The sequence below is a fragment of the Roseomonas sp. KE2513 genome (assembly GCF_016107305.1).
Lineage (GTDB): Bacteria > Pseudomonadota > Alphaproteobacteria > Acetobacterales > Acetobacteraceae > Roseomonas.
In genome coordinates this window covers 439,897-453,882 of record NZ_RCVR01000001.1, presented here as the reverse complement: position 1 = coordinate 453,882, position 13,986 = coordinate 439,897, and the positions used below count along the sequence as shown (strand labels likewise).

Annotated in this window: 4 protein-coding genes and 1 pseudogene; 2 read left to right on the top strand and 3 right to left on the bottom strand. The window is 67.9% G+C overall.

All coding sequences use genetic code 11. The annotated features are described in order from the left end of the window. Positions 1–23 precede the first annotated feature (23 nt). Complete coding sequence (locus tag D9599_RS02145; protein ID WP_198379531.1) at positions 24–974, bottom strand: AroM family protein; 951 nt, start codon at positions 972–974, stop codon at positions 24–26. A gap of 325 nt (positions 975–1,299) precedes the next feature. Between D9599_RS02145 and D9599_RS32390 the strand changes: the two are divergent. Together D9599_RS32390 and D9599_RS02130 are read left to right on the top strand one after the other, a co-directional pair. After that, positions 1,300–1,934, top strand: a pseudogene (locus tag D9599_RS32390) (IS6 family transposase). A gap of 121 nt (positions 1,935–2,055) precedes the next feature. Beyond that, positions 2,056–2,193, top strand: a complete 138-nt coding sequence (locus D9599_RS02130; protein WP_375373027.1) for an integrase core domain-containing protein — start codon at positions 2,056–2,058, stop codon at positions 2,191–2,193. Positions 2,194–2,593: 400 nt separating this feature from the next. On the opposite strand, the gene D9599_RS02125 is transcribed toward D9599_RS02130, so the two are convergent. Both D9599_RS02125 and D9599_RS02120 read right to left on the bottom strand, forming a co-directional pair. Beyond that, positions 2,594–6,397, bottom strand: coding sequence for an ELWxxDGT repeat protein (locus D9599_RS02125; protein WP_198379526.1), 3,804 nt, complete (start codon positions 6,395–6,397; stop codon positions 2,594–2,596). A gap of 67 nt (positions 6,398–6,464) precedes the next feature. Beyond that, positions 6,465–13,868 (bottom strand): autotransporter-associated beta strand repeat-containing protein, encoded by a 7,404-nt coding sequence (locus D9599_RS02120; protein WP_198379525.1) that lies wholly within the window; start codon positions 13,866–13,868, stop codon positions 6,465–6,467. Between the last annotated feature and the right edge of the window lie 118 nt (positions 13,869–13,986).

Genomic DNA, 13,986 nt, shown 5'->3' with positions numbered 1-13,986 from the left:
AAATAGCCTAAAGAATGGGCGGGTCAGGTTCCGCGCGTGATCAGCAGGCGACGCATCAGCTCGACTGGTGAGCGCGCGTTCAGCTTCGCGAGGCCCCGCCCGCGGTGGATCTCGACCGTCCGATGGCTGATGCCCAGCTTCCGGCCGATCTCCTTGTTCCCGCCGCCCTCCAACGCCGCCGCAAGAACGTCCCGCTCCCGTGGGGTGAGTAGTTCAGCATCGGAGGGAAGGTGATCTATCAACCACGCCAACAGGTCGCTGTCGGCGGCGAGCCCGAAGGAGGACGGACTTGGCTGATCCACCAACCCGAACAGGTGCAAGCGTATCGCCCCAGCAAGGATGCGGCGCGCCGTCACCACCGGCTTGCGCGTCAGTGCCGCCAGATGGCGTGCGTCGGGCTCGCCGTAACTAACGGAATGCATGAGGATCAGGTCAGCACTCCCTAGTCGCTCTGCCGCCTCCTTCAGTTCCGCACTTTCCCCGCCTGCAACGACGGCACGGGCGTTCTGAACGAGGGTGCCGTGGGCGAGGCCGCGATGCTGACCAGCCAAGCTGTGGATCAGGCCCAGCTCGCAATCCCCCATCACCAGCGTCGCAATCCAAGCATCAACCGCGTTTTGGGCGTGGACGAAGGCGGTGCGCATGCGGAAGGAGCGGAAAATGCTCGTGCTGGCAAGGACGATCAGGTCGTATCCGCGCCCGTCCAGCTCCTCCAGAAGAGGCTCCAGCCGGCCCAGGATGAAGCCGCTGCCGAGGACGATACTTGTTCCGTCCGCCAGCCGTGTGTGGAGCCGCGCCTCTCGCGGTTTGGGGGCTTGGGCACGGATTTCCGCCTCCACCAACCCATCGAGCACGCCGAATTCTTCGACCTGCAGCTTGCCGGGTTCGGCTTCCAGCAGCATCAGCATCTCCGGGATCACGTCGTCCCGAGGTGTTTGGCCGATGGTGACGATAGCAAGCCTAGGCGACATCATCCTGCCCTCCCTGCGCAGGTTTTCTCACCCGTCGCCGGGATCGAGGATGGAAGGGTTCGAGAACGGCGGACCACCGCCGCCCTCTGAAGCTGCCATTCCGAGGCCGTATCGCCAAGAGGCCAGTGCCGCGAGAAGCGGCCGTGTTTGCCAGTCGTCTCGCATGTTGTTGCGAAGCAGTTCTGTTGCGAGCTTGCGGCGCTGTCCCGGGTAGGTACAGACCATTCACGTCGAGACGGCGGAGGGTGGCGTCGGTGAGGCCGGGCCGGTCCTTAAGGGCCGGCAGTTCACCGCCGAGGTGATCCTGTGGGCGGCCTGCTGGTACCTGATGTTACCGATCAGCTACCGTGACCTCGAGCTGATGCTCCAGGACCGCGGCGTGGAAGTCGCGCACACCACCCTCGTTCGGTGGACCCAGGCCTGTGCACCAGAGATTGAGACGCGGATCCGGCCGCATCTGTGTCCGAGCAACGGCTCGTGGAGGGTCGACCAGACCTACGTTCGGGTGAAGGGGCGCTGGGTGCGTCTGTATCGCGCGGTCGACAGCCATGGCAGGACGATCGACTTCCTGCTCTCGGCCAAGCGGAACGCCGAGGTCGCAGGGCGGTTCTTCCGCAAGCGCTGGGGCAGCCGCATACAGTGAACCCCCGCACCGTCACGGTAGACAAGAACCTGGCTTACCCGTGTGCCATTGAGCAGCTGAAGGAGGATGGCGAACTGTGGCAACGCTCGCGGCTACGCCAGTGCAAGTACCTCAACAACATCGTGGAACAAGACCGCCGGCACCTGAAACGCCTTGTCACACCAGGGCTCGGCCTTAGTAGCTTCCTTACCGCACAACGAACACTGGCAGGCTACGAGGTGATGGCAATGGTGAGGAAGGAGCAGCTTCTGAAGATCAACGGACGCGACATGCGGATTCAAGCCACCTTCTTCACCGAGCTGTTCCAGATCGCTGCCTGATCTGCGTGCTGATCAAACCACCTACGGCCCTCCTCAGAGTCCGCAACACAACCCAGACAACGCGCTCATTGAGGCCTTCGATGCCCGGCGACGGGCCGAGTGGCTGAACGCCTCGTAGTTCCTGTCCCTGGCCGACGCCAAGAAGCGCATCGAGGAATGGAGATGCCACTGTAACGAGGAGCGACCCCACTCAGCGTTTGGGAACTTGACCCCGAGCGCCTTTGCCAACCAAGCTCAACCAGCCCGAGAACTTGCATAGAGGCCGACCAAAATTTGGGCGCAGACCAAGCCCACGAGTCCGTGCAAGCCTGAAGTGCTTAAGCATCTCCGTAGTCCTGTTAAGATGGCGATGTCAGCTCGCCAGCGGTACGGCGGGCACTTGGCAGCGGGCGATCCCGCCTGCCCGGTCGCCTGAGGTGCAGGTCCGCCTCACCATCCTCGACAGCTTCCACCGCCTTGGTATGCAGAACGCTCTCGACGTTGCCTGACCGAACGGGTGAAGGGATCGAAGTCGCCCTGGGTCGAATTACGCAATGGCGCCGCTCAGCCTCAAGAACGTAGGCAGGCGTGATGCGGCGGAGCGCATCATTGGCGCCCCGCACGCTTGCCAACTACACAGCGAACCGTCTGGCTAGGGAATAGCCATCACCAGACCCTGATTAGGTGAAGAGGAAGTCGGAAGCGGTTAAAGATCCAACCGACAAGTTAGTCAGTTCAATGGAGTCGGCTGCATTGATCGTGATGACCACGGAGGTGCCGACCTGCTGACTGGCGGCCAGGACCATTGCGAAGTTCGCGAAGAGCCCTCCCACCTGAAGCACGTCGTGATTTCCCGCCATTTGGCTGAAGTCCATGACGACGTCGCGGCCGCCGCCGGCGCTAAACACGAAGGTGTCGTTGCCAGCGCCGCCGTACAGGAGGTCGTTGCCGGCCTCTCCGAAGATCACGTCGTTGCCAGCATCGCCGATGATCAGGTCGTCCCCGGCCCCGCCGACCAGCGTGTCGGTCCCGTCCCCGCCCACTAGCGTGTCGTTGCCGAGGTCGCCACGGAGGTGGTCGTCGCCGGCCTCGCCATAGAGGATGTCGTTACCGGCATCTCCGAAGGCCAAGTCGTTGCCCAGGCCACCGACGAGGGTATCGGCGCCGTCACCGCCCGAGAGCACGTCGTCACCGTCATCGCCGCGCAGGTGGTCGTTGCCAGCCTGACCGTAGAGCGTGTCGTTGCCGGTGCCGCCGAAGGCCAAGTCGTTGCCGCTCTCCCCGACGAGGATGTCGTTGTCGGCATCGCCCGTGAGCACATCATTCCCGTCGCCACCGTAGACGAGGTCGTTCCCATCCTGTCCGTAGAGCACATCGTCCCCGGCCTCGCCGAAGATCAGGTCCGCGCCAGCCTCCCCGACCAGGATATCCCCATCGACGCCGCCCGCGATGACGTCGTCACCGTTTCCGCCGTAGATCAGGTCGGAACCCGCGCCGCCGTAGAGGGTGTCGTTACCGTCAGCGCCGATGACGAGGTCATTGCCGAAGCCCGCGACGGCGATGTCGTTGCCAGCACCGCCGTACAGGGCGTCATTACCGTCTCCTCCGTCGACATAGTCGTTGCCCACGCCGAGAGCGATCAGATCGTTCCCGCCGGTGCCCAGAACGGCTTGGCCGGTATCGCTGCCAAAGAACTCATAGGTGAGGCCAGGAAGCGGCCCGTGATAGGCGCCGGCCTCGACAAAACCGGTAAAGCCTGGGCTGCTCACATGGAAGGACGGCGCGACCATGCCGGTACCAGTGGAACTGACACTCTCAGGTGTACCTTCCAGGTCCGTGTAACCGGCGAACACGGTGATGACCTTTCCGATCTGCCCGGCATCGAGCGTCAGAGTCGGACCGGTCGCTCCATTGATCTCTTGCCCGTCGGCTAGCCATTGATAGCTGATCGCACCAAGGCCATCCGGATCGGCGAGGGTATTGCTCGCCGTGAGGACATAGCCCTCGGCCGCCGTGCCGCTAATGAGGACCAGTCCGGTGGGGGCGTCATTCACCATCACGACCAGCGTTCCGGAGGAGGTGGTGGAGGCATTGCCGGCCGCATCCGTGACCACCGCCGTAAGTATGTGGCTCCCCTGGGCGAGTTCAGGGGCCGTGAGGCTCCAATGCCCACTATCGTTCACTACTGCGCTACCGAGCACGACCGCTCCCTCGGAGACCTGGACCGTGGTGCCGGCCTCGGCCGTTCCCGACAGCACCGGCGTGGTGTCCCGCGTTGCCGGCATGGTGTCGAACACCGCGGCAGAGGGGGCAGTGGAATCCACCCGGATGTGTGCCAAGGCCGCGGCGGAGACGTTTCCGGCCGTGTCCGTGGCCAGGATGCTCAGTGCGTGGTCGCCCTCGGCAAGTGTGGCGAGCGCTAGGCTCCAATGACCCGAGGGATCTGCCGTTACAACACCGAGTGATCGTGCCCCCTCGCGAACCTCGAGGGATGCGCCCTGCTCGGCGGTGCCGGTCAGGGTGGGCGTGTGCTCCTGGGTGATCCCATCGCCAAGCACGCCCGAATCACTGATCCCGGCCAGTGCGACAGCGGCCGGCGCATCCGGCGCCGTCTTGTCGATCGTTACCGGGCCCAGGAGTTGAGGCGATCCGACATTGCCGGCCAGGTCGAGCTGTCGCACCTGCACGCGCCCGGCGGCGTAGCTGCCTTCGGCAAGAACGAAAGCTCCGCCCGTGCCTACGGCCCAGCTCTGTCCACTGTCGGTACTGTATTGCCACGCGGCACCTACTTCCAGGCCGCTCACATTGACGGTCCCGTCGGCAGTGATCCCGTCATTGGGCAATGCCGTATCGTCCGCCAGCGCCGCGAACGGAATGCCAGGCACCGTCATGTCGATGGTCACGGCGCCCAGCATGCGGGGCGTGCCGGCGACGCCTGCTTCGAGTGCCCGCACCTGAACCTGCTCGGCACCATAGCTGCCGGCTGCCAGGGTGAAGCTGCCTGCTGTGCCGGTGGTCCAAGTCTGTCCGGTGTCGAGGCTGTACTCCCAGGTGCTGCCCTGCTTCACGCCACTGACATTCACCGTACCATCGGAGGTGACGCCGTCATGGGGCAGGCGCGTGTCGTGCGCGAGGGTGACGATCGGGGTGGTGGGCAGGAGAGTAAATTCGAAGGGGAACGAGTAGGATGAACCGGCCTCGAGATCTTTGAGCAGGGTCGTGCCATTGGCGGTGCCGTCCGTCACCCACAACTCAGTGCCGTGCGTACCGTCATCGGCCTGGAACATCACCCGGCCGTCCGCAAGGACCTTGAAGCCCTGCGGGTAAGAACTTCCGGATCCTGCGCTGATATCCTTGAGAAGAACGGTGCCCTGGGGGGTACCATCCGTTACCCACAGCTCAGTGCCGCTCGTTCCGTTGTTCGCCTGGAACACCAGCTTGCCATCCGGCAGCGCCGTGAAGCCAATTGGGCTGCCGAGCGCCGTTCCCGGATTGATATCCTTAAGCAGGGTGGTGCCGTCGGTGGTGCCGTCGGTCACCCACAGCTCGAAGCCGCTCGTGGTGCTGTTGGCCTGGAAGGCGAACCGGCCATCAGGCAGTGCCGCGAAGGCATAGGGCAGGGAAAGGCCCGGACCGGGATTGATGTCCTTCAGCAAGCTCGTGCCGCTGGCTGTGCCATCCGTTACCCACAGCTCGATACCTTTTGCTGCGGTGTAGGCCTGGAAGATAACCCTGCCATCGGCCAGGGGAGTGAGCGCGCCGGGACTCCCGCCTCCTGTTCCGGCATTGATGTCCTTGAGCAGGACGGTGCCGTTGGTGGTGCCATCCGTCACCCACAGCTCCGTGCCGTTGGTGGCATCATAGGCTTGGAAAACCAGCCTGCCATCCGTGAGCGCGGTGAAGCTCAGTGGACTCGAGTTGCCAGCCCCCGCGTTGATGTCCTTCAGCAGGGTGGTGCCGTTGGCAGTGCCGTCCGTCACCCAGAGCTCAGTGCCTTCCGTGGCGGTACCCGCCTGGAACACGAACCGGCCGTCCTGCAGGGCGGTGAAGCCCTGCGGGCTTGAGCCCTCTGCTCCGTCCTTGATATCCTTCAGCAGGGTGGTGCCGCTTGCGGTGCCATCCGTCACCCAGAGTTCGGCCCCTGCGACGCTATCGCTGGCCTGGAACATCAGCCTGCCGTCCGCAAGCGCGACGAAGCCGAAAGGATTCGAGCCGCCGGAACCGGCGTTGATGTCCTTCAGCAGGGTGGTGCCGTTTTCAGTGCCGTCCGTCACCCACAACTCGGTACCGCTCGAGCCGTCACTGGCCTGAAAAATGAGCCGGCCATCGGGCAGGGGGGTGAACAGGCCGGGCGACGAGTCCCCGGTTCCGGGGTTGATGTCCTTAAGCAGGACGGTGCCGTTTTCAGTGCCGTCGGTCAGCCAGAGTTCACGCCCATTCGCGGTCGTGCTGGCAGAGAAGACGTATTTCGACGCGGAAACCATGTGTCACTACCTTTGTTGGCAGCCTGAAGGGGATCCCGGCTCCTTTCGGAGCCGGGAGCTTTCATCATCACCAGCTGTAGCGGACGCCGCCGGTGAACACCTGGCCGGAGGCATTGCCCCGGGTTTCGGCCGCATAGTTCGCGAAGGCCGAGAGACCGTTCGGGAGCGACAGGTTCAGGCCGGCGCCGCCAAGGAAGCCAGTGCGGCCGGTGGCTGCGCTGGCCGCCTTCATCGCGGCGCCCGGAGCGCCGACGAAGGAGGAGGTGGTGCTCACGCCGTCATCGCCGAGTTCCTGCCAAGCAAGGATCCGGACGCTCGGCGTGAGAACCACACCGCCGCCGAGCGACAGCGCCGTATCCGCCCGAAGTCCGGCCGTGGCGCGCACGCTCGTCATGTCCGAGCCCCTCACCGAGAGGGAGAGGACGCTGCCTCCGTTCTCGGTCAGGCTGTCGTGACGAACGCTGTCGTAGCGGATGCCGACCGACGGCGTGACGCGAACCGGTCCCACGTCGAGCCGCGTGCCGACCTCGAACCCGGCGGCCGCGCCGGTGCCCGACGCCTTGCCCTTGGCAGTGAGGCCGAAGACGCCGAGGTCACGGCGCGCCTGGGTCTCCGCGTGGTTCAGGCCGACCTGGCCATCGACGAAGACGCGGCCGACATCGTAACCGCCGTAGACCGCGATATTCGCCATGTCGATCGTGGCCGAGCTGCCCGTGGCAGAGGAGGTCACGCGGGCGGAGCTACCGCCGACCGCCACACCGAGGTGGCCCGCGGCGCCGATGCGGACGTCACCACCCGCCGCAAAGCCGCCATCGGACGTGTGGAAGCCCGTGTTACCGTCCTGACCCACCCGGAGCCTGCGGTCGAAACCGCCGGCCCAGAGATTGACGCGACCGTCCATCGCCGTCGCGGAGTTCACGCCGGTGCCCGGCGCGCCGCGGCGCACCGCCATCTGGTCGTTCACCACCGCTCCGAAGGCCTGGGTGGCCGCGAGGCTGCCCTGAAGGGCATCGCCGTAAATGGTGCCGCCGAGGCGGTCCGTCACGGCCGGCAGGCTCGCCGCGTCCCGGGTGAAGAGGATCCCGAGGGCGGAGGTGGTCGCCGCATCCGTACGCACGCCGGGCGCCGGACGGAGCGCGTCGAGGCCAAGGCCGACCTGCCGCTGATTCTGCGTCTGGGCGACGCCGAGAGTGGAGAGGTCAGCATAGCTCGCGGGCGTGACGTACAGATCCAGCGCATTGGCCGTGTAGAGGGCGTCGAAGCGGCTTCCCGTCAGGCGACCCTCGGGCTGAACCAGCCCCTGGGCGCTGCCGCGAACACCGGCCTCGGCCTCGACCACGCGGAAGCGGGTTCCGATCGTCGGGACGTAGCTGTTGCTCGCGTCACCGGTGATCCCCCGCAGGAGCGGACGGATCATGCCGCCGGCGGTGAAGCTGCCATCCGGTCCGCTCGCGATCACGCGCGAGTAGTTGCCTCTTCCGGTGCCGGTTCCGGTCCCGTCGATGTCGAGAGACAGGGTCGAGCCCTGCGCCATCTGCACCGGCGCGGTGAAGGTGATCGTGCCCGGCGAGTTGCCCGGCGCGAGGGTGCCGAGGACGTTCGTCGGAACGGTGATCGTGCCCACGCCGCGGAGGGTGCCGGTCGGATTGATCGAGAGGCCGGACCCGTCGATGGACATCGGACCGATCACGCGGGTGGTGCCGGAGAAGACCTGCACGAAGGAGTTCCCGCCGTTGCGCTCCGCCAGGATCGGACCGTTGAGGCTGACGTCGAAGCCCGTGGTCTCGAGGGTGCCGCCAGGCGTAATCGCGACCGGACGGTCCGTGCTGAAGGAGCCGGTCGCACGGAAGGTGCCGCTCTCGACCACGACGGCGCCGTTCGGCGCTCCCAGCGCTGCGTCGGAACCGACGGCCAGGGTCGTGCTCTCGATCACGCGAGTGCCACCCGAGTAGGTGTTCGCTCCCGTGAGGGCGAGGCTGCCGCCACCCGCGGCCACGAGCCCACCGGAGCCGCTGATCGTGCCCCCAAGCGTCACTGCCTGGTTGGAGGTGCCGATCGTGTTGGCGCCGGAGAGCGAGATCGGCCGCGTCGAGTTCAGGCCGCCAGGCGTCACCAAGGTGCCGTTCTGCAGCGTGACGGCGCCCGAAGAGGTGCCGAGGGCCGCGTCGCTGGCCACCGAGAGAGTCGCGTTGCTGACGCTCGTGCCGCCCGCATAGCTGTTGACCCCGGTCAGGGACTGCGAGCCACCGCTGACCGTAAGGCCGCCGGCACCCGCGATGGTGCCGGAGTAGGTCCCCGCGGCATCGGTGATCGTCAGCGAGCGGTCGCCGAGGCGAACCGCGCCCGTTCCGGTCAGCGTGCGGATCGAGGCCCCGGCATTCGTGCCGGCGATGTCGAACACGCCGTCATTCGCGAGCCCCGAGGAGGCCGCGATGGCGCCGCCGCCCGTGAGGGCGAGGGTTGCCCCCGCGAGCGTCCGCGTCGCACCGGCGTACGGGTTGTTGCCGGAGAGCGCCTGGGTGCCGCCGGAGACGGTGACGCCGCCTGTGCCGCCGATAGTGCCGCCGAAGTTGCCCGTTGCCGCCGTCAGGTCGATCGAGCGGTTGCCGAGCACGACGCTGCCGTTCCCCGACAGGCCGGCGAGGCGGGAGTTGCCCGACGCGCCGGAGACATCGAGGAGGCCGTTCGCCTGCACGTCGGAAGAGGCGCTGATGCTCCCGTTGCCGAGGAGGTAGAGCGCTGCCCCCTCATTCACGCGGGTCGCTCCCGTCTGGGTGTTCACGCCCGAGAGCGCCTGCTGGCCGCCGGCGATGGTGACACCGCCCGCCCCGGACATGCTGCCGGAGAAGACGTCGCTCGCCGCGGTGATCGTCAGCCGCTGGTCGCCGAGGGTGACGCCACCCGAACCCGAGAGGGTGCGGATGCTGGCACCGTTGGACGTGCTGGCGATATCCAGCGCGCCGAGCGCGGTGACGCCCTCGGAGCTGGCGATCGAGCCCGTGCCGGTGAGCGCCAGGGTGGCACCGGAGGCAATGCCGGTGCGCCCGAGATAGGTGTTCTCGCCGGAGAGCGCCTGGCGCCCGCCGAGCACCGTCAGCCCGTTCGTGCCGCCGATGCTGCCCGCGAACTCCGTGGAGCCGGCCGTGACCGTCAGGCGCTGGTTCCCGAGCTCCACGGCGCCGCCGCCGGACAGGGTGCGCACGGCGGCCCCTTCCGTCGTGTCCGCGATGCGCAGGGTGCCGGCGACCGCAACCTCGGAGGAGGGCGCGATGGAGCCGGTGCCGGCGAGGGCAAGCGTCGCGCCGTTCGAGATGCTCGTCGCACCCTGGTAGGCGTTCATCCCGGTCAGCGTCTGGGTGCCGCCCGTGACAGAGAGGCCGCCCGTGCCGCCGATGCTGCCCGCGAAGGTGGTCGAGCCCGCGGTGACGTCGAGGCGCTGCGCGCCGAGATCCACGCTGCCGTTGCCGGACAGCGTCTGGATCGAGGCCCCCGCCATGGTTCCGGCGATGGAGAAGAGGCCGTCATTCGCCACCTCGGCGGAGGTCGCGATGGAGCCGCTGCCGACCAGCGAGAGGGCGGCGTTCCCGGCGACCGAGGTCGTCCCGGTGTAGGTGTTGGTGCCGCTGAGGGCTTGGCCCCCCGCCACGACCGTCAGCCCGCCGGTCCCGCCGATCGTCCCCGCGTACTCCGTGGAGCCCGCGGTAACGGTCAGGCGCCTGTCGCCCAGGACCACCTCGCCGTTGCCGGCGAGCGTCCGGATGGAGGTCCCGGCCGCCGTGTCGGCGATGGCGAAGACACCGTCGTTGCGCACGGCCGCGGCCTCGGAGACAGACCCGACCCCGGCGAGGCGCAGCGTGGCGCCGGCGCCGACCGCGGCCTCGCCGGTGAAGGTGTTCACGCCGGTGAGGCTCTGCTGCCCCGCCGCAACCGTAACGCCCCCGGTGCCGACGATGGTGCCATCGAAACCGGTTGAGCCCGCGGTCACCGAGAGGCGCTGATCGCCTAGTTCAACGAGGCCTGCGCCGGTGAGCGTACGAACGGAAGCGCCCGCCGTCGTGCCGGCGATGGTGAGGATGCCATCGACCGAAGCCTCAGCCGAGGTCGCAACGGAGCCCTGCCCGGTGAGGCCGAGCACGGCACCAGAGTCGACGCGCGTTGTGCCCGTGTAGACGTTCGTGCCGGACAGGCCCTGGGCACCGCCCGCAACCGTCAGCCCACCCTCGCCGGAAATGCTGCCGCCGAAGGAGGTCGAGCCCTGGGTGATCGTCAGGCGCTCACCGCCGAGCTGGGTGGTGCCGGCGCCAGACAGCGTCTGGATCCGCGTACCGCCCGGACGAGCAGCGATGTTGAAGTTGCCGTCGGCCTGGACTTCGGCCGAGTTCTCGAGGGAACCCGGGCCCGACAGGACGAGCGTTCCGTTCGGCCCGACGACGGTCGTGCCGGTGTAGCTGTTCGCGCCGGAAAGGGCCTGCGTACCGCCGGAGACCGTCAGGCCGCCAGCACCCTGGACCCTGCCGGAGAACTCGGTCGAGCCATCGGTGACGGTCAGGCGCTGGTCACCCAGCTCTGTCCGGCCCGTGCCGGAGAGGGTGCGGACCGAGGCGCCCGCCGTCGTCCCCGAGATGTCGAACACGCCGTCTGCCTGAACGCCCGCCGAACCGGCGACCGAGCCCTGCCCGAGCAGGGAAAGGCGAGTACCACCGTCCACGCGCGTTGCGCCCGTGTAGGTGTTCTGCCCGGAGAGGGCCTGGACGCCACCCGTCAGCGCGACGCCGCCCGTGCCGGTGATGACGCCGGCGAAGGTCTCGCCGGGCCCCGCGGTGATACGGAGATCGCGCTCGCCGAGCTGAACCTGCCCGTTCCCCGTCAGGCTCCGCACCGAGGCGCCAGCGGTCGTGGCGGCGATGTCGAGCGTGCCGTCAGCAACGGTGTGCACCGAGCGGGCGATAGAGCCGTTCCCGGAGAGCGCGAGCGTGGCGCCGTTATTGATGCGGGTTTCGCCCGTGTAGGTGTTCACGCCCGAGAGCGTCTCTGTTCCCGCGACGACGGTCACACCGCCGGCGCCACCGATGGAACCCGCGAAGGTGTCGGCCGCCTGCGTCAGGCTCAGCGTACGGTTGCCGAGATTGACGGCGCCGGTGCCGGCCAGGGTCTGGATCGATGCACCCGCGTTGGTGGCGGCGATGTCGAGAGTGCCGTCCGTCGTGACGCGGGCGCTGGCCGCAATGCTGCCGGGACCCGCGAGGCGAAGCGTGGCAGGGGCGTCGATATGGGTCTCGCCGGTGTAGCTGTTCACACCGGTGAGGGTTTCGGTGCCCGCGGCCACACGGACGCCCCCGGTCCCGGAGACCACGCCCGCAAAGGTGTCGCCGGCGGCGGTCAGGGTAAGGGTCCGGTCGCCGAGGCTCGTGGTGCCCGTCCCTGCCAGGCTGCGGAGACGGGAGTCGTTGGTGGCGGAAAGGTCGAGCTTCCCGTCCACGACGACCCGCCCGGCGCTCGCCAGGCTGCCGGCGCCTTCGAGCGCGACGGTCGCCCCGGACGCGATGCCAGCCTGGCCGGAGAAGGTGTTCGCGCCCCGCAGCGTCAGGCGGGTATCGCCCACGACCTGCAGCCCACCATTCGAGAGTACGCCGTCAATATAGGCGCGGGTGGTCCCGTCCGCGTTCGCGACGACCTGGATCGTGCGGATCGCCCCGGCGAGATCGATGGCGTTGACGAATACGACATCTCCGATTGCCGTCGGCGCGCCGATGATGAGGGCGCTGCCGGCCGGCACGAACCCGTCCGCGCCCCAGGTCAGGCGCATGCCCGCGTTGAGCACGACCCGCAGGCCCGCGGCATCGGAGGAGGCGAAGCCGCCGGAACCTGCCCACTGCACCTCGTCGGGATCGCTGCCGGTGAAGCGGTTGAAGAGGCCGCTCGTCTGGAGCACGCCGCCGGCGAAGGTGATGTTGCTGTCCGCGTTGATGCCAACCCCATCCTGCGCCTGGAGGATGCCACCGGTCTCGATGCGCGTGACACCCGTATAGGTGTTCTGGCCGTTAAGGACGGTCAAGCCACGCCCGATGGTGATGCCGGCGCCTTCGCCGCTCTGGATGGACGAACTGCCGAGGCTGGCCGCGCTGTTATCGGCGATCGAGCCATCGATGGTGATCGTCTTGCCCGTGCCCGCCTCAAGGCGGACATCGGCGCCCCGCATGATGAAGATGTCCGAACCGGCCGCCTCGCCTGCGACGCCGCGGTTCAGGCTGCCGCCTCCCACAACGCGGTTCCGCCCGATGGTGGTGTCGCCCTCGATGATGAGCGTGCCGCCATCACGAACGAAGATCGCGCCGCCCAGGCCAGAGCCGCCGCCGCCACCGATGGAGGCAGAGGCGCCCAGGCCGGTGCCGTTGCTGCCGACGCCACCACCGAAGCCGCCCGCGCCGCCCGCGCCGGCTGCGCCAGTCAGCGCACCGCTGCCGCCGTTACCGCCGCGGCCACCGCCGGCACCGAAGCCGCCCTCGCCGCCGCCGCCGCCTTCACCACCCAGGCCCGCGCGGGCACCGCCGCCCCCGGCCCCGCCGGTGCCGCCGGTGCCGCCGGCCCCGCCGCCGAAGCCAGTCGAGCCAGTGCCACCATAGCCGCCCGCTCCGCCGTCACCGCCCAGGCCGAACTGACCGCGATTGTTCGCATCGTTCCAGCGGGTGAGTGCCGAGATCGCGTTGTCCAACGCGATTCCCGCGCTCGCCGCGTCGATCCCGGCCTGCACGAGCTGTGCGGCAAGGCCTACCACGATGGAGGCAGTAAAGGGATTCGCGCCGGCGCCGATGGCCTCGGCCCCGAGCGCCACGACCTGCGCTGCAAGGGAGGCGACTGCCAAAGCCGCTTCATCCTTGTCAGACTCCAGGGGCGGGTTGCTCGACCAGCCGGACTGCCCCCTGCCGCCGGTACCGCCGGTGCCGCCGATGCCGTTCGCGTTGTTCTGCCCGTCACCGGCATAGGTGCCCGGCAGCCCGTTCCCGCTGCCGTCGCCAACCAGCGAGTTGTTATCCGGCCAGGTGATGCCGTTGACGCCCGTGGCGCCAATGCTCGGCGCTACCAGGCCGTTCATCGAGCCGCCGGTCGAGCCGATGCCCCCACGTCCGCCGGTCGCGCTGTTGCCGGAGACCGTCATGTTGTTCAGGCGGGCGACGCCGCCCTGGTCCACGAAGATTGCGCCGCCCATGCCTGCGCCACCGCCCGAGCCGTCGTTACCGCGGGTCCGGAAGCCATAGAGCGTGCCATCGGAAAAGCTGAGGCTCGCACCGCCGCGCACGAGATAGCCGCCGTTGCCAGCACCGTTCACGTTGCCGGAGACGGTCTGGTTCCCACCCACAACGGTCTGCGCGTTGGCCCCGCCCGAAGCGAGGATGGCTAGTGCGGGCACCGTGGAGGCGAGGAGCACTCGCAAAGTGATCTTCGAGCGAGACGCTACGATTTTGCTCTTCAACACTTGAGAATCCTTGCTCCAGCTGGTGCCCATGCGCATCGGTCACGGGTGCGTATCCGCGGCTCTTCAACTTGCGCGTGCGGAATAACTCACAAAGTCGTGATCAAGGTCAATCGGG